The sequence below is a fragment of the Methylophaga sp. genome, assembly GCF_965655755.1.
Classification (GTDB): Bacteria; Pseudomonadota; Gammaproteobacteria; order Nitrosococcales; family Methylophagaceae; genus Methylophaga.
The window spans coordinates 269-19,563 of sequence record NZ_CBFHHW010000027.1 but is presented as its reverse complement, the minus strand read 5'-3'; the positions used below and the strand labels follow the sequence as shown (position 1 = coordinate 19,563).

The 19,295-nt window shown below is 47.6% G+C and carries 22 protein-coding genes and 1 pseudogene; 22 read left to right on the top strand and 1 reads right to left on the bottom strand.

The genetic code is table 11. The features are described from left to right. Positions 1-24: 24 nt before the first annotated feature. The 22 genes from ACTF5U_RS09580 to cysK all read left to right on the top strand — a co-directional run bounded on the left by ACTF5U_RS09580 (position 25) and on the right by cysK (position 18,955). Positions 25-717: an ABC transporter permease gene (locus ACTF5U_RS09580; protein ID WP_438971405.1), complete on the top strand. Its 693-nt coding sequence runs from the start codon at positions 25-27 to the stop codon at positions 715-717. Beyond that, a complete protein-coding gene (locus ACTF5U_RS09575; protein WP_438971404.1) occupies positions 717-1,706 on the top strand; it encodes an ABC transporter ATP-binding protein in 990 nt (329 codons plus the stop codon). Before ACTF5U_RS09580 ends, ACTF5U_RS09575 begins: the two co-directional genes overlap by 1 nt. Before the next feature lie 109 nt (positions 1,707-1,815). Further along, entirely contained in the window at positions 1,816-3,264 is a 1,449-nt protein-coding gene (locus ACTF5U_RS09570) for an RNA polymerase factor sigma-54 (protein WP_438971403.1), read from the top strand. A gap of 36 nt (positions 3,265-3,300) precedes the next feature. Further along, the gene (hpf, locus tag ACTF5U_RS09565) at positions 3,301-3,627 is read left to right on the top strand and encodes a ribosome hibernation-promoting factor, HPF/YfiA family (protein WP_438971402.1); all 327 of its coding nucleotides are present in this window, start codon (positions 3,301-3,303) and stop codon (positions 3,625-3,627) included. Positions 3,628-3,641: 14 nt separating this feature from the next. Continuing rightward, positions 3,642-4,100, top strand: coding sequence for a PTS sugar transporter subunit IIA (locus ACTF5U_RS09560; protein ID WP_438971401.1), 459 nt, complete (start codon positions 3,642-3,644; stop codon positions 4,098-4,100). A 3-nt stretch (positions 4,101-4,103) separates the two neighbouring features. Then, a complete protein-coding gene (locus ACTF5U_RS09555; protein WP_438971400.1) occupies positions 4,104-4,622 on the top strand; it encodes an HPr kinase/phosphorylase in 519 nt (172 codons plus the stop codon). Between the two features lie 115 nt (positions 4,623-4,737). Further along, positions 4,738-5,145, top strand: a complete 408-nt coding sequence (locus ACTF5U_RS09550; protein WP_438971399.1) for a PTS sugar transporter subunit IIA — start codon at positions 4,738-4,740, stop codon at positions 5,143-5,145. After that, the gene (locus tag ACTF5U_RS09545; protein ID WP_438971398.1) at positions 5,142-5,411 is read left to right on the top strand and encodes an HPr family phosphocarrier protein; all 270 of its coding nucleotides are present in this window, start codon (positions 5,142-5,144) and stop codon (positions 5,409-5,411) included. The genes ACTF5U_RS09550 and ACTF5U_RS09545 overlap by 4 nt, the downstream gene beginning before the upstream one ends. After that, positions 5,408-7,156, top strand: coding sequence for a phosphoenolpyruvate--protein phosphotransferase (gene ptsP, locus ACTF5U_RS09540; RefSeq protein ID WP_438971397.1), 1,749 nt, complete (start codon positions 5,408-5,410; stop codon positions 7,154-7,156). The genes ACTF5U_RS09545 and ptsP overlap by 4 nt, the downstream gene beginning before the upstream one ends. A 97-nt stretch (positions 7,157-7,253) precedes the next feature. Continuing rightward, complete coding sequence (gene mgtE / locus ACTF5U_RS09535) at positions 7,254-8,612, top strand: magnesium transporter (RefSeq protein WP_438971396.1); 1,359 nt, start codon at positions 7,254-7,256, stop codon at positions 8,610-8,612. Between the two features lie 26 nt (positions 8,613-8,638). Continuing rightward, positions 8,639-9,733 carry a chorismate synthase gene (gene aroC, locus ACTF5U_RS09530; protein ID WP_438971395.1) on the top strand — a complete coding sequence of 365 codons (1,095 nt, stop codon included), beginning with the start codon at positions 8,639-8,641 and terminating at the stop codon, positions 9,731-9,733. 11 nt (positions 9,734-9,744) lie between these two features. Then, positions 9,745-10,914 (top strand): MFS transporter, encoded by a 1,170-nt coding sequence (locus tag ACTF5U_RS09525; RefSeq protein ID WP_438971394.1) that lies wholly within the window; start codon positions 9,745-9,747, stop codon positions 10,912-10,914. Positions 10,915-11,036: 122 nt separating this feature from the next. After that, positions 11,037-12,386 carry a Na(+)-translocating NADH-quinone reductase subunit A gene (locus ACTF5U_RS09520; RefSeq protein WP_438971393.1) on the top strand — a complete coding sequence of 450 codons (1,350 nt, stop codon included), beginning with the start codon at positions 11,037-11,039 and terminating at the stop codon, positions 12,384-12,386. A 2-nt stretch (positions 12,387-12,388) separates the two neighbouring features. Further along, a complete protein-coding gene (locus tag ACTF5U_RS09515) occupies positions 12,389-13,597 on the top strand; it encodes an NADH:ubiquinone reductase (Na(+)-transporting) subunit B (RefSeq protein WP_438971392.1) in 1,209 nt (402 codons plus the stop codon). Positions 13,598-13,601: 4 nt separating this feature from the next. Then, positions 13,602-14,426 carry a Na(+)-translocating NADH-quinone reductase subunit C gene (locus ACTF5U_RS09510; protein ID WP_438971391.1) on the top strand — a complete coding sequence of 275 codons (825 nt, stop codon included), beginning with the start codon at positions 13,602-13,604 and terminating at the stop codon, positions 14,424-14,426. A 3-nt stretch (positions 14,427-14,429) separates the two neighbouring features. Next, a complete protein-coding gene (locus ACTF5U_RS09505) occupies positions 14,430-15,092 on the top strand; it encodes an NADH:ubiquinone reductase (Na(+)-transporting) subunit D (protein WP_438971390.1) in 663 nt (220 codons plus the stop codon). Beyond that, a complete protein-coding gene (gene nqrE / locus ACTF5U_RS09500; protein ID WP_438971389.1) occupies positions 15,093-15,701 on the top strand; it encodes an NADH:ubiquinone reductase (Na(+)-transporting) subunit E in 609 nt (202 codons plus the stop codon). Beyond that, entirely contained in the window at positions 15,701-16,918 is a 1,218-nt protein-coding gene (nqrF, locus tag ACTF5U_RS09495) for an NADH:ubiquinone reductase (Na(+)-transporting) subunit F (protein ID WP_438971388.1), read from the top strand. Before nqrE ends, nqrF begins: the two co-directional genes overlap by 1 nt. Continuing rightward, positions 16,919-17,116 carry a (Na+)-NQR maturation NqrM gene (gene nqrM / locus ACTF5U_RS09490; protein ID WP_438971387.1) on the top strand — a complete coding sequence of 66 codons (198 nt, stop codon included), beginning with the start codon at positions 16,919-16,921 and terminating at the stop codon, positions 17,114-17,116. It abuts the gene before it with no gap. Positions 17,117-17,134: 18 nt separating this feature from the next. Beyond that, on the top strand, positions 17,135-17,599 hold the full coding sequence (locus ACTF5U_RS09485; RefSeq protein WP_438971386.1) for a CBS domain-containing protein: 465 nt from the start codon (positions 17,135-17,137) through the stop codon (positions 17,597-17,599). Between the two features lie 104 nt (positions 17,600-17,703). Further along, a complete protein-coding gene (locus tag ACTF5U_RS09480) occupies positions 17,704-17,919 on the top strand; it encodes a putative signal transducing protein (RefSeq protein WP_438971385.1) in 216 nt (71 codons plus the stop codon). An 82-nt stretch (positions 17,920-18,001) separates the two neighbouring features. Further along, the gene (gene cysK, locus ACTF5U_RS09475; RefSeq protein WP_438971384.1) at positions 18,002-18,955 is read left to right on the top strand and encodes a cysteine synthase A; all 954 of its coding nucleotides are present in this window, start codon (positions 18,002-18,004) and stop codon (positions 18,953-18,955) included. Positions 18,956-19,047: 92 nt separating this feature from the next. Here cysK and ACTF5U_RS09470 read toward each other — a convergent pair. Continuing rightward, positions 19,048-19,295, bottom strand: a pseudogene (locus ACTF5U_RS09470) (alpha/beta hydrolase); the annotation flags it as partial.

Here is a 19,295-nt window from a genome sequence, read left to right as displayed (position 1 = left end):
CGCTATCAGACACGAAGCTGAGCTATGGACTATTTTGCCAACTCACTGCTAGCAGCATTTAAATTAATTGGCAGCCTTGATGCCGACATTTATCACATTGTCTTCACCTCGGTGTTCATTTCTCTGGCTGCATCCGCTATTGCGGCTTTGTTAGCGGTGCCAGCAGGCGTCATGATGGCGTTGCACGCGTTTCGAGGCAAACAATTCACTCAGCACCTGCTGAATACATTAATGGCGATGCCAACCGTTGTTATCGGTTTATTACTGTATGGTCTGTTCAGTCGTTTGGGACCCTTAGGTGAGTGGGGCCTGCTCTACACCCCCACGGCCATTATCATTGCACAAGCCATCCTGATCTTTCCGATCATGATGAACCTCACGATCACAGCGGTGAATGGCGCCGATCCCAGGCTGGTACCCACCTTACTCAGTTTAGGTGCACGGAAAATACAAATGGCTGTTCAGGTCATCCGTACGATGCGTCTGGCTATTCTGGCAGCCATTATTACCGGCTTTGGACGCGCTATTGGTGAAGTCGGTGCCGCCATGATGCTGGGTGGCAATATCGATGGCTATACCCGCACGATGACAACCGCCATCGCATTAGAGACCAGTAAAGGCGAATTTGAGTTAGGTCTGGCTTTGGGCATGATTCTGTTAATCATCGCCTTTGTGCTTAACTTTTTACTCTCTGCTTTGAATAAGGCGAGCAGCTAATGTCGGCGTATCAACTTGAGAATATTGTCGTCCGCTATGCGCAGACAATCGCATTGGATATACCCAGTTTAGATCTCGCAACGAATCGATGTACGGCTCTGCTGGGAGAAAACGGCGCTGGCAAATCAACCTTGATGCATCTGCTGGCATTCATCCAAATGCCTGATGCCGGAAATGTCTCCTTGATGGGTAAAAGCGTCGAACAGAAACTGACACCTGAGCAACGAAAAAAAATCGGTTTCGTCTCCCAGCAACCCTATCTTCTCACGGGTAGCATCCGGGATAACCTCAAACTCGCTTTAAAATTGCAGCATGTCCCCAAACAACAACATTCACCATTGATTGATGAGGCATTAGCCACTGTTAGCCTCAGCACCAAGGCCGATCAGGATGCTGCCACCCTATCTGGCGGTGAGTTAAAGCGGGCTGCAATAGCGCGTGCGATCGTCTATCAACCCGAGATTCTTTTATTGGATGAGCCATTTTCACATCTGGACCAACGCCATATTCGTCAGTTGGAAACCACTATTCAGTCCTTTGCGACGCAAGCTGATAAAACAGTAATTTTTTCCACGCATGATCGTTTACAGGCAATGGCAATTGCTGATAATTCAATTAATCTCGTTGCCGGTCGCGTCACCAGCGCCCCCCTACTCAATCTCTTCCATGGTCACGCTGAAAAGCAGCTGTTTAATACCGGTAAGATGCTGATTCATGTGGCTGAAGATGCGTCTGAAGCACGTCATATTGCAATTGATCCGCGCGAAATCATCATTTCAGATCAACCACTGGAACACTCCAGCATGTTGAACAGCTTTCAGGGCAGATTGATTCAAATCGCTGAAGAAGCCGGCCATATCCGCTTACTGGTCGATTGTGGCGAACGTTTCCATGCCATTATCACCCCCACCTCACTTAAAAATCTGGCATTACATCTTGGGAATACCGTCTGGTTAAACTTCAAAGCCAGTGCCGTCAGCGTGTTCTGACGCTGAGCGTGGTTTGATTCACAGAAGAATTTAACCATTTGCTGTAGGCAATGGCATAAGACTTGCGGTAACATAAACACATGGTCGCAACATCACTTAAACAACACCTGTGAAACCCTCATTACAGCTACGTGTAGGCCAAAGCCTGTCAATGACACCGCAGTTGCAGCAAGCAATACGCTTACTGCAGCTTTCTTCGCTCGAATTACAGGCAGAAATTCAGGAGGCACTTGAGTCTAACCCTCTGCTTGAAGTCGAAGAAGAATACGATTATGACGGTGCACCGGAAAGCAGTGATGAGGATCAAGCCAGTCGCGATGTCAGCCAGTTAGAGAATCAGGACATTCCTGAGGACTTACCGGTCGACTCCAAATGGGAAGACACCTACGACCACCAACCAGCCTCCTCTGTCAGCAGCGGTACAATCGATGGCGACATGGAACGCGAAAACCAGGATGAAAGTGGTGATTCACTGCAGCAGCATCTGTTATGGCAAATGCGCCTCACCCATTTCACTGAAACCGAAGAAACCATTGCCGCTACCATTATTGATTCAGTTGAAGATGATGGCTATCTCAAAACTACGCTGGAAGACATTCAGTTAAGCCTTGGTGAAGAGTTCGCTGAGGTCGAGCTTGATGAAATAGAGACGGTATTACATCGCATCCAGCATTTTGATCCGGTCGGTGTGGCTGCCCGGGATCTGCGGGAATGCTTGCTGATCCAGTTACGCGTTTTCGAAACAACCGGCATGCCGCATATTGAGCTGTTGAAAGAGCTTATCGATAAACATCTCGACACGCTGGCCAAACGTGACTATGCACAAATCAAACGCGCCCTCAAAGTCAACGATGATGAACTGACGGAACTGGTTCGCTCTATCCAGTTACTCAATCCACGTCCTGGTAGTCAGATTCAGACAAACGACACCGAATACATCGTACCGGATGTCTATGCCCGTAAATACAATGGTAAGTGGCTGTTGTCATTGAATCCGGATAATGCTCCACGAATACATATTGCAGAGCACTACGCACAATTAATTAATCGTGCTGATAACAGTGCTGAAAACACTTACCTGAAAAATAACTTACAGGAAGCGCGCTGGTTTCTGAAAAGTCTGCAAAGCCGCAATGAAACCTTGCTCAAAGTGACCGAAGCTATCATCGAGCGTCAGAAAGATTTTCTCGATCATGGTGAAGAGGCGATGAAACCGTTGGTACTGGCTGATATTGCTGAAGTGGTTGAAATGCATGAGTCAACGATTTCACGTGTCACTACCCGCAAATATTTGCATACACCACGCGGAATTTTTGAACTCAAATACTTTTTTTCCAGTCATGTTAGTACGGATGCCGGAGGTGAATGTTCAGCCACCGCAATTCGCGCTATCATCAAGAAACTGGTTGCCGCGGAAAATCCGCGTAAACCATTGAGCGACAGCAAGATCGCTGACATTCTGGGCGATCAGGGAGTAAACGTCGCACGCAGAACAATTGCAAAGTATCGTGAAACGTTGGCGATCCCGCCATCGAATGAGCGAAAACGACTGGTCTGAGAGCCAGTTATCACAACTCAAAAGGAGTCCTTAATTATGCAATTAAACTTAAGCGGACAACATATCGAAATTACTGACAGCCTGCGGGATCACGTCAATAAAAAATTCGAGAAACTGACCCGTCACTTCGATAACATGACTAACGTTCATGTCATCCTTTCTGTTGAAAAACAGCGTCAAAAAGCAGAAGCGACAGTGCATGTCAGCGGTGCAGATTTGTTCGCCTCCGATGAGAACGAAAACATGTACTCAGCGATTGAAAGTCTGGTATCCAAGCTGGATCGTCAGATCATTAAGCACAAAGACAAAATCACCGATCATCATCAAGCGGTCGGCGCCGAAATGAAGCACAACGCTAATTAATAACGGGATTTTCTATGCTTATTGCCGCATTATTGGTTAATGCAGATAACATCAGTTTTCATGACCCGGCATCCAGTAAGAAAAAAGTACTGGAAAACCTGAGTCAGAAACTGGCGGCCAACACAACTGCGACATCAGCAGAGAAGATATTCCAGGTACTACTCGAACGAGAGCGTCTCGGTAGTACGGGACTGGGCAAGGGCGTGGCTATCCCCCACGCCCGGGTCCCGGATCTGACACATACCGTAGCAGCGATGCTGACCCTTGACACTTCAGTGCCATTCGAGTCATCTGATGGCCAGCCCATTGATATCGCTTTCGGTTTACTGGTTCCCGAAGAAGATACGGACAATCACCTGCAACACCTCTCGCGCCTGGTTACATTGTTCCGGGACGCAGAAATCTGCGAAAAAATCCGAACGGCAAAAGACGCTGAAGATATTTTCGAACTACTTATATCCATCGACGATTAAACCATGATCACTGCCCCGCCAGCCGAAACCTGTCATGGTGTGATGGTTTGCATTAATGGCTCTGGAGTGTTGATTACAGGAAAAGCGGGGATAGGTAAAAGCAGTCTTGCACTGGAATTACTTCAGTTAGGCCATCAACTGATCGCCGATGATATCATTGAACTAATCATTGAAAATAACAACTTAATCGCGCGAAGCCCCAAAATACTCAAAGGCCTGCTGCATACTCGGGAATTGGGTACGATTGATATAGAGAAACTGTTTGGAAGCCAGGCTGTTGTTACGTCCAGCCCGGTTCATTATGTTCTGGAACTTTCCGCAGTCGCCAACGGACAAGCCTCACTTGAAGCCCAGCAATCTGATGCAGAAATTATGACGTTCTCTTTCCCCCGTCTATGCCTGTCTATTAACAATCCGGCTCGCATCAGCAGTCGTCTGTTGATCTGGTTAGGCATGCAGCGCAAGGGAAATAATGCCAATCAAACCTTAAAACAGCGCCAACAACATGATATGTGGCAATAATCAGAGCGTACAGATTTGATTACCCCCCGGATATCCATTACATTCAAAGCCGTCATGAGGGCTTATAAAAGCCCAAAACAATGATCAGTCATACTGATTTTTATAGAGAGCAAAGATGACCGTAGGCGTTCTACTCGTATCACACAACAATATCGGTACCGAGCTGATTAACACAGCTCGACAAATGCTGTCTTGTTGCCCATTGCCAACTCAGGTTTTGTCCATCGCCACAAGAGATAACCCTGAAGCGATTCGACTTGAACTGGATAATGATTTGCAGGGTCTGGATCAGGGGCATGGTATTTTGATCCTCACCGATATGTTTGGCTCAACCCCCAGCAATATCGCATGTGCCGTATCTGATCGAGATGATATTCGTGTCGTTTCCGGCCTGAATCTGCCTATGTTAATCCGGGTATTGAATTATCCAACCCTTAATCTTGACGAGTTGGAACATAAAGCTATTAGTGGAGGCCAGGAAGGCGTTGTCCGCTGTCACCACTCAGGATATTCACGAAAATGATGGAGCAAACCTACACGATCATTAATAAACTCGGTCTGCATGCCAGAGCAGCGGCCAAGTTTGTCACCACGGCCTCTAATTTTGAGTCCGACATCAAAGTATCACGCGATGGCCGCACGGTTAATGGAAAAAGCATTATGGGCGTTATGATGCTGGCTGCCGCGAAAGGCACTGAAATCACGGTTAATGCCGAAGGTAATGATGCACCTGACGCATTATCGGCCATTGAAAATCTGATAAATGATTTTTTTGGAGAAGGTGAATGACGCTTGAACTCCAGGGTATTGGCGTATCACGCGGTATTGCCATCGGCCGTGCACATATTCTGTTTCATAACCAACCCGATGTCCGTGAATACCTGATCCCAGCATTTGCTATTGAACAGGAAGTGGAACGCTTTCTCGATGCCATTGATCAAGCTAAACAACAGCTCAAGTCGATTCGCAACCATATTCCGGCGAATGCTGCAGCTGACGTCACGTCGTTTATCGATACCCATTTGTTAATGCTCAATGATTCTTCATTGAACAAAATTCCTGTCGATATGATTCGCCAGCGTCGTTGTAATGCGGAATGGGCACTGCAATTACAGCGTGATGCTTTAATCAATGTGTTCAACGAAATGGACGACCCCTACCTGCGTACACGCCGGGACGATGTTGATCATGTTGTAAACCGCATCCACCGGATTCTCAATGATCAGGAAGTACAGGATCATGAAATCCCGGATGGCCGGCTCAAAGGCCATATCATTATTGCTGAGGATTTAACCCCGGCTGATACCGTTTTGATGCAGCATCAGGGCATTGTTGCCTTTGTGACGGAGCATGGTGGTGCCACTTCCCATACCACTATCCTAGCGCGCAGTCTGGGTATTCCCGCGATAGTTGGTATTGAGTCGGTTCGCCGTTATGTACAGGACAATGAACCGCTTATCGTTGATGGCGAAACCGGTGTCATGCTGCTCGGTCCGGATGAAAAAACACAGGAAGAGTACGAAGATCGTCTAATTGAATTCCGCGAGCATATTTCTTCGCTAAGTCGCTATAAATCGCAACCCACCAAGACCCGTGATGGTAAGTCCATCAGACTATTAGCGAATGCTGAGCTGCCGGAAGACATCACCACCATCAGTGCTGCAGGAGCGCAAGGCATTGGCCTCTACAGAACCGAATTTCTGTATATGAATCGGATGACCCCACCCGAGGAGGAGGAACAGCTATCGGCTTACCGGGATGTGGTTGAAGGGATGAACAATCAGCCTGTCACCATTCGAACGTTTGACCTCGGTGCAGATAAAACCGTTGATGGCGGCCGCCATTTAAATCAGACGGTAGTGACTAATCCGGCCCTGGGCTTACGTGCGATTCGTCTGTGTCTCAGTCAGCCGAATATGTTCCGTACACAGTTAAGAGCAATTCTGCGGGCCTCAGCCTACGGTAAGATCAAGATCATGTTCCCAATGGTTTCTACCATGCATGAGTTAGTTCAGGCGAGACACCTGCTTGAACAATGTAAACATGAGCTTGATAACGAGCATATTGAATACGATCATCACATCGAAATTGGTGCGATGATTGAAATCCCAGCCAGCGCAGTCTGTGCGGAGATGTTTGCACAACACGTCGACTTTCTCTCTATCGGTACCAATGATCTGATTCAGTATACTTTAGCTATCGACCGTATCGATGATCATGTGAACTATCTATACGATCCATTACATCCGGCGGTGCTTCGTCTGATTCATATGACGTTGAGCGCAGGCAAAAAACACAATGTTGATGTCTCAATGTGTGGCGAAATGGCCGGTGATCCCCGTTATACCCGCTTATTACTCGCTATGGGACTGGAAAATTTCAGCATGCATCCCAATGCACTGCTTGAAGTGAAACAGGTCATCAATGAGACTGATCTCAACCAGCTACCGGTCAACACACTGGAAATCATGAATGCGATTGATCCACTTGAAGTGGACATGATGCTGGAACAGATTAACGGTCCCGATCATTAACTGATTTGGTCTCTACGCTATTCATCCGCTTGTAAGCAGGCTAAAATAGCGCCCCGTAAGCACGGATCCGAACAACCGCTGTCGTTGAGACCTGGATATGTCAGAGCTGGACCACAATCACGCCCTAAATCAGTCAATTGATACCCTTTCCAATGCGCTGCAAAGCGGTCGGTTTGTGCGTATGCGTCGCTTACTCGCAGGTCTGCATCCGGCTGAAACCGCACATCTGCTCGAATCCTTACCGCCTACTGAACGTAAGATTTGCTGGCCGTTAATCAATCCCGATCTGCGCGGTGATGTTCTTTCCTATATTGGTGAGGAAGTCCGTACCGATCTGATGACGGAAATGGACACGGCGGATCTGATCAACGCGACCGAGGATCTGGATCCCGACGATATCGCCGATATCCTGCAAGATCTGCCTGACCACATCGTACATGAAGTATTACGTGCGATGGATATTCAACATCGTCGGCGGGTGGAAGCGGTCCTTGCCTTTGATGAAGATAGTGCCGGTGGTTTGATGAACACCGACGTTATCACCGTTCGCACAGATATCACCTTGGAAGTGGTGTTGCGTTATCTGCGAATGCTCGGTGAGCTGCCTGAAAACACAGACAGTCTGTATGTCGTCGATCATGATGATCATTACCTTGGCACTTTACGGCTGTCTCAGGTCGTTAGCCGTAGTCGATCTTTATTAGTCAGTGAAGCCATGTCGCATCAGGTCGATCCGATTCCAGCCAACATGTCGGATCGTGATGTCGCCCATCGCTTTGAAAAGCACGATCTTATCTCTGCACCGGTTATTGATAAAGACAATCACCTGCTCGGTCGTATCACTATTGATGACGTGGTTGACGTTATCCGCGATGAAGCTGAACACTCAATGTTAAGCATGGCGGGTCTGGGCGAAGATGAAGATACCTTCGCCCCGGTAAGACGCAGTGTGAATCGTCGTTCTGTCTGGCTCGGTGTTAACTTGCTTACGGCCTTTCTGGCATCGTGGGTGATTGGTCTGTTTGATACGACGATCCAGAAGCAGGTTGCATTGGCGGTTCTGATGCCGATTGTCGCAAGCATGGGGGGGATCGCCGGCAGTCAGACGCTGACTTTGGTTATTCGCTCAATGGCACTGGGGCAGATTAATGATAAAAACCAGCGCTGGTTATTGCGTAAAGAATTTCTGGTAGGAGCCAGCAACGGCGTCATCTGGGCAATTGCTATCGCGATCGTGACAGTGATCTGGTTTAATAGCCTATCGCTGGGTGTGTTGATTGGGACAGCCATTGTTATCAACCTGATAGCTGCCGCTCTCGCTGGCGTGACCATACCACTGACATTAAAAAAAATTGGCATTGATCCGGCCCTATCAGGCAGCGTATTACTGACCACCGTCACAGATGTGATTGGTTTTACTGCCTTTCTCGGCTTTGCATCAATCTTTATTGTTTAAACTTTTACCCGCTCGGAATAGTAGCTATGTCTGGTAACACTTTTGGAAAATTATTCACTGTCACCTCTTTTGGTGAAAGCCACGGCCCCGCATTGGGCTGTATCGTTGATGGCTGTCCGCCGGGACTGGAATTAAGTGAAGCAGATCTTCAAGGTGATCTGGACAGACGTAAGCCGGGTAAAACACGCTATGAAACCCAGCGTAAAGAGGCTGATCAAGTTAAAATCCTGTCAGGAGTTTTTGAAGGTAAAACGACCGGCACACCGATTGGAATGTTGATTGAGAATACCGATCAACGCTCTAAAGATTATGGCAATATCATGCATCAGTTCCGCCCTGCCCACGCTGACTATACTTATCATCATAAGTACGGCTTTCGTGATTACCGCGGCGGCGGTCGCTCATCGGCACGTGAGACAGCGATGCGCGTTGCAGCAGGCGGTATTGCCAAGAAATATCTGAAACAACAATACGGTATTGACATTATCGGTTATCTAGCACAACTAGGCCCCGTCGTGATTGAAAAACACGACTGGTCGCACATGGATAAAAGCGCCTTTTTCTGTCCCGATCCAGATAAAGAAGTCGAAATCGAAAATCACATGAAATCACTGAAAGGCGACTCCATTGGTGCCCGAGTCAATGTCGTGGCGAAAAATGTACCGCCGGGTTGGGGGGAACCGATTTTTGATCGCCTTGATGCAGAAATTGCCCATGCCATGATGAGCATTAATGCCGTCAAAGGTGTAGAAATTGGCGCTGGGTTCGACTCAATCACCCAAAAAGGCAGTGAGCATCGCGACGAAATCACGCCGGAAGGTTTCCTAAGTAATAATGCCGGTGGTGTGCTGGGCGGTATTTCCAGTGGCCAGGATATCTTAGTCAGCATGGCGCTGAAAGCGACTTCCAGCCTGAGTATTCCGGGTAAAAGCATCAATACAGCCGGAGAGCCGGTAGAGGTCGTAACCAAAGGTCGTCATGACCCGTGCGTAGGAATTCGTGCAACGCCTATAGCTGAAGCGATGCTAGCCTTAGTATTAATGGACCATGCACTGAGACACCGTGCACAGAATATGGATGTCACAACAGAGACACCTATCGTTCCAGCACAAAAACCCTAGTTTTTAACAACGTGCCGTTATCCCAACTCCCCTACTGGCGCCTGTCGGGATTTTATTTCTTTTACTTCGCCTGTTTAGGCGTGCTGGTCCCGTACTGGAGCCTTTACCTTAAATGGGAAGGCTTTTCAGCCAGTGACATCGGTGAATTAACCGCCATTCTGTTAGCTTCCCGCATCATCGCTCCTAATGTATGGGGCTGGATCGCGGATCATCATGGTCAGAGGATGCGGATTGTGCGTTTTGCCAGTTTCGCAGCGACCTTAGTGTTTGCGGCCATCTTTTATAACCAAAGCTATATGTGGGTTGCAGGGACCTTGTTGCTATTCAGTTTCTTCTGGAATGCTTCCTTACCGCAATTTGAAGTGACAACATTGCAACATCTGGGTGATTACAGTCATCACTACAGTAAAGTCAGAGTGTGGGGCTCCATCGGTTTTATCGTAATCGTAATGGCTTTGGGCTGGCTACTGGAATTTTTTGAACCCAGTATCGTACCAATAGCCCTGTTTCTTAGCACGGCTGGTATCTGGCTGGTCAGTCTCAGTGTGCCCGAATCCGCATCGCGGCATATGACTCTGAGCCAAGTCTCACTTAAAACCTTACTCAAACGCCCCGCCGTTATTGCCTTTTTGATTATGTGTTTTTTAATGCAGGCCAGTCATGGGCCGTATTACACCTTTTACACTATCTATCTGGAAGAAAATGGTTACGGTCGAGGGTTGATTGGTCAATTATGGGCTTTGGGTGTATTCGCAGAAGTCATTATCTTTTTGTTTATGCACCGCTGGCTGCCAAAACTCGGGTTGCGTTATGTCTTGTTGGCAAGCTTATTACTCAGTGTCTTACGCTGGCTTTTGATTGCTTTATTTCCGCAAAATCTTCCTATTTTGACCTTTGCTCAGCTTTTGCATGCAGCCAGTTACGGTACCTATCATGCTGCTGCTATTGCCTGGGTCCATCGCCATTTCACAGGAAAAACACAGGGTCGAGGGCAAGCTCTGTACAGTAGCGTCAGCTTTGGTGCTGGCGGTGCCTTAGGTAGCCTTATTAGCGGCTATCTGTGGCTTACACCGGGGCCCATGTGGACGTATTTATTAGCTGCTGTGTCGAGTCTGATTGCCTTTGTTATTTCGTATATCTGGCTAAAAGATGATGACCGCCATATAAAAGCCGCTCCGTAAATACCTCTTTTTATCTAGTTTTTGCGCTTCCCTTAGCCCGTTACAATACTTATACTTATGAGCTGACAAATTAACAAAACTCAGAAATCAGACACGTCCGATGTCTCCTGACCAGGTGAAATATGCATTTCTCGATTAAGAAAGGGCTCGATTTGCCCATCTCGGGGAAACCCGAACAAACTATCAATGACGGTAATAACGTCAACTCGGTAGCGGTGTTGGGTAATGAGTACGTGGGTATGAGACCCACAATGCTGGTCGAAGAAGGCCAAAAGGTAAAACTAGGCGAACCGCTTTTTGAAGACAAAAAAACCCCTGGCGTTATATTTACCTCTCCCGGCGCAGGAACGGTTAGATCCATAAATCGTGGTGCTAAACGGGCACTACAATCTGTCGTTATTGATCTTGAAGGTAACGAAGAAGTGACGTTTCAGGATTATTCAGTCGATGCACTGGACCAACTGGAACCAGAAGCGATCACCAAAAATCTTGTTGACTCTGGCCTGTGGCTCTCGTTTCGCACCCGACCATACAGCCGTACACCAGCAATTGACTCTTCACCTAATGCGATATTCGTTACGGCCATTGATACCAATCCGCTGGCTGCCGATCCCAGTATCGTCATTAATGAATACGCAGAAGACTTCAAGCATGGCCTAACCGTCATCAGCCAGTTAACACAAGGAAAAGTGTTTTTGTGCCAGGCCCCTAATGCTGCCTTGCCCGTCAGTCATCGTGACAATATCGAAGTTAACACCTTTTCTGGCCCCCATCCTGCAGGCCTCGCGGGTACCCATATCCACCTGCTAAACCCTGTCAGTGCAAACAAAACTGTCTGGACGATCAATTACCAGGACGTCATTGCCATCGGTAAGCTGTTTACGACAGGTCGCATCTGGGTTGAGCGTATTATTTCTTTCGCCGGGCCTTTAGTGAATAAGCCTCGTCTGATTCGCACTCGCCTTGGCGCCAGTACTGAAGATCTGGTCTGGGGTGAAGTTGCCTCGGTTCAGTCACGGGTTATTTCCGGTTCGGTTTTGCATGGTCATACCGCAAATAACTGGGCAGCTTATATGGGCCGTTTTCACAATCAACTTTCAGTTATTGCAGAAACGGATGAACGTGAACTACTAGGATGGATTCGTCCGGGCGGAAAAAATAAATTCTCAGCACTGAATGTTTTTTTCTCCAGTCTGCTTCCGAAAAAAGATCTGGCTTTAACGACCTCACAAAACGGTAGTCCAAGGGCTATGGTTCCTGTCGGCGTATTTGAACGTGTCATGCCGTTAGACATCCTACCAACACAGTTACTGCGTTCGCTATTGGTGAAAGATACCGATTCGGCACAGGCGCTGGGTTGCCTTGAACTGGACGAAGAGGACTTATCATTATGCTCTTTTGTCTGTTCAGGTAAGTATGACTACGGTCCTGCACTGAGAACAAACCTTACACAAATTGAGAAAGAAGGATAATCATGGCGCGTTTAAGACGTTTCCTTGATCGTATCGAGCCACAGTTCCAAAAAGGTGGACCATACGAGAAGTATTTCGCCCTCTACGAGATGGTCGACACCTTCATTTATTCACCGGCGGATGTCACTCGTGGCTCACCGCATGTGCGTGATGCGATCGATCTAAAACGAGTCATGAGTTACGTCGTCGTTGCGACGTTCCCGGTCTTGTTGTTGATGCTCTGGAACACGGGGTTTCAGGCTAACTCAGCGATGGCACAAATCGGTATGACAGAAACTGATGGCTGGCGCCATTGGCTGATGAGTTCATTAGGGATAGCTTATGATCCCAACAGTTTATTTGCCAATATGTTCCATGGACTGCTCTACTTCCTGCCGATGTACATAGTCACGCTCGCTGCGGGGGGTACCTTTGAGGTGATCTTTGCCGCGGTGCGTAACCACGAAGTCAACGAAGGCTTTCTGGTCAGCTCCATGCTCTACACCTTGACCCTGCCCCCCTCAACACCTTTATGGATGGTTGCTTTGGGTATTATCTTCGGTGTGGTTCTGGGTAAAGAAGTGTTCGGTGGTACCGGTAAAAACTTCTTAAATCCAGCGTTGACTGGCCGTGCGTTCTTATATTTTGCCTACCCCGCATCAATGTCTGGTGATGCAGTATGGACTGCTATCGATGGCTACACAGGTGCTACACCACTGGCACTTGCTGCTTCAGGTGGTGTTGAAGCTATTACAGAGGCGGGTTATAGCTGGGCACAAACTTTCTTTGGCATGATGCCGGGGTCTTTGGGTGAAACCTCGACTCTCGCTATTCTGCTGGGTGCTGCATTTCTGATCTATACCCGTGTCGCCAACTTCCGGATTATTTTCGGCGTCTTCTTGGGTATGGTATTCACCACTCTGTTATTCAATATGATTGGCAGCGAGACTAACCCCATGTTTTCGGTACCGTGGTACTGGCACCTCTCAATCGGGGGGCTCGCATTCGGTATGGTATTTATGGCAACCGACCCGGTGTCTGCAGCAATGACAGATAAAGGCCGCTGGATTTACGGATTTTTGATTGGTTTTATGGCGGTGTTAATTCGCGTCGTCAACCCGGCCTTCCCGGAAGGCATCATGCTGGCCATCCTTTTCGGTAACATTTTCGCACCATTGATTGATCACTTTGTGGTGCAGGCCAACGTTAAACGTAGATTGAAGCGAGCCTAATCACATGGCAGAAACAACCCCAAAAAAAGGATTGCTGGGCTCGCTAATGAGCCTGCCTAATGACAATCCCAAAAAAACGTTATTTATCGCCGTCCTGCTTTGCCTGATCTGTTCAATTCTGGTATCGACCGCTGCGGTCTCTTTAAAACCGATTCAGACCAGCAACAAGAAAGACGATATCAAACGTAACATTCTGGCTGTCACTGGCTTATCAGATAATGCCGGCACACTTGACGAACTGTTTGGTCAGTTTGACGTGCGTCTGGTGAATTTAAGCGAGGGCCAATACGCAGAAACAGATATTGATCCTGTCAGCTACGATCAACGTAAAGCGTCAGCCGATCCTCAAATGAGCGTCAAATTGACCAGCGAGCAAAATATTGCTGGTATTGGCAGTCGTGCCAAACTCGCCCCGGTCTACCTACTGACAGAAGGTGACACGATTAAACAGGTGGTCTTACCTGTACATGGTTATGGACTCTGGTCGACGTTGTACGGCTTTCTTTCTTTAGAAGGTGACTTCAACACTATCCGTGGCCTGCGTTTTTACGATCACGCTGAAACACCGGGGCTCGGTGGTGAAGTGGATAACCCGAAATGGCGTGCACAATGGCAAGGCAAAGAAGTCTTCGATGAAAACGGCGATGTAGAAATCCGCGTTATCCGTGGTTACGTCGACCCTAAATCACCCAATGCCGAGCACAAAGTGGATGGTCTTTCCGGTGCAACATTGACCAGTAATGGCGTAACCAACTTGTTGCAATACTGGTTGGGCGATCACGGCTTTGGTCCTTATCTGAAAAACATGCGTTCCGAATTGGGGAAATAGCAGATGGCAAGTGAAGCAAAAAATAATGTTCTCGATCCATTGATCGACAACAATCCAATTACACTTCAGGTACTGGGTATCTGTTCGGCACTCGCGGTAACAACCAACATGATGTCCTCGTTGATCATGTGTATCGCTTTGACCACGGTCTGTGCGTTTTCGGGCATGTTCATCAGTGCTATCCGTAAACAAATACCGACCAATATCCGCATTATCGTGCAAATGACGATCATTGCCTCGCTGGTAATCATTGTTGACCAGGTTCTGAAGGCCTATGCCTACGAGGCGAGTAAGTCGCTGTCAGTCTTTGTGGGGCTGATTATCACTAACTGTATCGTGTTGGGCAGGGCTGAAGCCTATGCGATGAAAAACCCGCCTATGCTGAGCTTCCTTGATGGTATCGGTAATGGTCTGGGTTACAGTTTGATTCTGATGACAGTCGCTTTTTTCCGTGAATTACTGGGTGCAGGCAAGTTGTTCGGTCACCAAGTTATTCCGGTTGCTAACGAAGGTGGATGGTATGTACCCAACGGCCTGATGCTGCTGCCTCCCAGCGCCTTCTTTGTGATTGGCCTGATGATTTGGGCTATCCGTAGCTGGAAAAAAGAACAGGTAGAAAAACCCGATTATCAGATTCACCAGGTTCACCGGACGGAGGTACTGTAAATGGAGCATTATCTCAGTCTCTTTGTCCGTGCGATCTTTGTCGAGAATCTGGCTTTAGCCTTTTTCCTTGGCATGTGTACCTTCCTGGCTGTTTCCAAGAAAATTGAAACCGCTTTAGGTCTTGGTATTGCCGTCATCCTGGTTCAGGTGATTACCGTACCTGCCAACAATCTGATTTACCAATACCTTCTAAAAGACGGTGCTTTGGCTTGGGCTGGCCTGCCTGAAGTCGATTTAAGCTTTCTGGGTTTGATCAGCTATATCGGCGTAATTGCTGCTATGGTTCAGATTCTGGAAATGGCGATGGATAAATATGCACCAGCGCTCTACAACGCTTTAGGTATCTTCCTGCCACTTATCACCGTTAACTGCGCCATCCTGGGGGGTACGTTGTTTATGGTTGAACGTGACTACAACCTGGCAGAAAGTGCCGTTTACGGTGTCGGTAGTGGTCTGGGTTGGGCAATGGCTATTACTGCCATCGCCGGTATCAGAGAGAAATTAAAATACTCCGACGTGCCTGATGGCTTACAAGGTCTTGGCATTACGTTTATTACTGCTGGACTGATGGCGCTCGGATTCATGGCCTTTTCGGGGATACAGCTGTAATGGAAATCATACTCGGTATCGTATTATTCACCCTCATCATCATGGCATTAGTGTTCCTGATTCTGGGAGCACGCTCTAAACTGGTCTCGACCGGTGATGTTGAAATTGTTATTAATGATGAGAAAACCATTCACACCCCTGCGGGTAGCAAGCTTCTCGGCGCGTTGGCGGATGCAGATATGTTTGTCTCCTCTGCCTGCGGTGGCGGTGGTACCTGTGGCCAGTGCAAAGTCAAAATCTTTGAAGGTGGCGGCTCTATTCTGCCGACAGAAGAATCACATATCACCAAACGTGAAGCACATGATGGTGATCGCCTGTCTTGTCAGGTAGCCGTTAAACAGAATATGAAAATCGAAGTACCTGAAGAGGTCTTTGGTGTTAAAAAATGGGAATGCACCGTTCGTTCCAACGAAAACGTCGCAACCTTTATCAAAGAATTGGTACTGGAACTGCCTCAAGACGAAGATGTTAAATTCCGCGCCGGCGGCTTTATTCAGATCGAATGCCCGCCTCACACGGTTGAATATAAAAACTTCACTATTGAAGATGAATACCGAGGTGACTGGGATCGCTACGATCTGTGGCGTTATAAATCCGTTGTCAAAGAGGACGTGGTTCGCGCCTATTCCATGGCGAATTACCCAGAAGAAAAAGGCCTGGTTATGCTAAACGTGCGTATCGCATCGCCACCGCCTGATAATGATGATATTCCACCAGGTCAGATGTCTTCCTACATCTTTGATCTGAAACCCGGTGATAAAGTGACTATTTCAGGTCCTTTCGGTGAGTTTTTTGCCAAAGATACCGACAAAGAAATGGTCTTCATTGGCGGTGGTGCGGGTATGGCGCCGATGCGTTCACACATCTTTGATCAGCTACGTCGACTGAACAGTAAACGTAAGATGACCTTCTGGTATGGTGCGCGAAGTCTGCGCGAAATGTTCTATACCGAAGATTTCGATGAGCTTGCTGCTGAAAACGATAACTTCACCTGGCATGTCGCCCTGTCAGATGCACTTCCCGAAGATAACTGGGAAGGGTACACTGGTTTCATTCATAATGTGTTGTATGACAATTACTTAAAAGATCACCCGGCACCGGAAGATTGCGAATTTTATATCTGTGGTCCACCGATGATGAACGCGGCCGTGATCAACTTGCTGGAAGACTTGGGTGTCGAGCGTGAGAATATTCTGCTTGATGACTTTGGGGGTTAAATGACAACGTTTCTCGCTGCATTTGTTGCTTTACTTATCATCGTTGCCGCTATGGCAATCGGTGTGCTGTTTGGTCGTCCGGCGATCAAGGGAAGCTGTGGCGGTCTGAATCAAGTTGGCTTAAGTGGAAGCTGTGGCGGTGCCTGTTCTCTTGAGGAAAAAGAAGAATGTGCCCGACGCAAAGCAGAACAACAATAAAGTCTCAGGAGTAAAGGCATGCTCGCACCATTAAAAGTTAAAGAGTATATGAACGGCACTAAAATCACGTTCACACCCGATATGGATGTGTTGCGTGCCATTCACCAACTGATTGAGTTTAAAATTTCAGGTGCACCGGTGATTGACCATCATGGCAATCTGATTGGGTTTCTATCTGAGAAAGACTGTATGCAGGTTGCCTTGAATGCTGCTTATCAGGGTGAGGCAGCAGGTAGAGTTGCAGAGTTCATGCATGAAGGCTGTATCACTATCGATGTCGATAGCTCGATTATTGAAGTTGCTCAAACTTTCCTCACATCCGCTTACAAATGCTTGCCTGTGATTAAGGATAATCGTCTGGTCGGTTCAATCACTCGTCAGAATATCCTTAAAGCGTTGGAAAAAACGGCCAATATTGAAAGCCACAAAAAACCCGCCAAACAATCAACCAAACAACAAATACATGTCAGTAGTGCCTCCTAAGAAAAGTAACGCCTGATTCGTTTAAACAGCTACCTCGGGTAGCTGTTTTTGTATGTACACAAACGATACACTGATGGTCTTAACACTATTATCAGGGGCAAGCTATGTATCTGGTGTTTCAGGCTAATAATATTCTAGAAGCGCATATCGTTGCAGGCATGCTGAAAAATAATGGCATCGACTGCCATGTCGGGGGTCATTACCTCCAGGGTGCTGTGGGGGATCTTCCCGCAACCGATTTTGCCCATGTGTTTGTAGATGATGCCGATATTAAAATGGCTGAACAACTGATCAAAGACTACGAAAACGACACGCTGTAATCATTTCACCAAGCTACCGCTTTTTTCCATCACCTAAATTGGTGTAAGCTTTCGGTTTAGCAAATACAATAAAAGACACACCATGATTTATAACAGCATTCTCGATACTATCGGCAATACACCCGTCGTCCGACTCAATAATATCGCACCGGATCATGTCGATATGTACGTCAAAGTCGAATCATTCAATCCGATGGCATCCGTTAAAGATCGTCTGGCATTCGCCATCATTGATGATGCAGAAAAGCGTGGCGTGCTCAAACCGGGCCAGACCGTTGTAGAAGCCACTTCCGGTAACACCGGTATCGCACTGGCTATGGTCTGTGCCGCCAAGGGATATCCGTTTGTTGCCACTATGGTTGAGACCTTCTCCGTAGAACGCCGCAAGATCATGCGTGCCCTGGGCGCCAAGGTCATCCTGACACCAGCAGCTGAAAAAGGCACGGGTATGGTTAAAAAAGCTGAAGAACTCGCCGAACAACACGGCTGGTTCCTCGCGCGCCAGTTTGAAAACCCTGCTAATCCCGCCTATCACCGCAATACTACTGGGCCTGAAATCCTGCGTGATTTTGCAGGAAAACGTCTGGATTATTGGGTTTCTGGCTGGGGCACAGGTGGCACCCTGACCGGTGCAGGGGAAATGATTAAACTGGCACGGCCTGATACTAAAGTTGTGGCGACAGAACCAGCGGCTGCATCTATGCTCGCGGGTAATGACTGGAGTCCACATAAAATACAGGGCTGGACACCCGACTTTGTACCCGATGTATTAAATCGTGATGTGCATGATGAACTGTATCCAGTAACGGATGAAGAAGCCAAAGACTGGGCATTGCGTCTTGCCAGTGAAGAAGGCATTTTTGTTGGATTATCATGCGGCGGTACTCTGGCTGCTGCAATGAAGGTGGCAGAGAAAGCCGAACCGGGCTCCACCATACTCGCGATGCTCCCCGATACTGGTGAACGGTATTTATCTACGTATCTGTTTGAAGGGATGAACGAAGGCTCTGACGACGACTGGTTGAATAGCTTATAAAGCAGCACGCTCTCTGTCACATTCCATCGGATAAATAACCATGGGAACAATAAAACGTTCAGACATAAAAAGCCCCTAAATAGGGGCTTTTTTTATTGCAAAACGTCTGCTACTGCCAATGACCAGCAACAGGTGTGATCGGCACCGACAATGATGTGGCTCTGCACATTATCTAACGATTCCAATCGTGACAAATACGACATCAATACGGAACCGGGTACAATGTGATCGCGATCGCCGATTAAATGAATCTGTGGTACAGCTTCTAAGGCCTTACTAAAATCAACCGGATTCAGAGAGCCAACTAAAGGGGAAATCTGATTAAATTCGGTCCATTGTT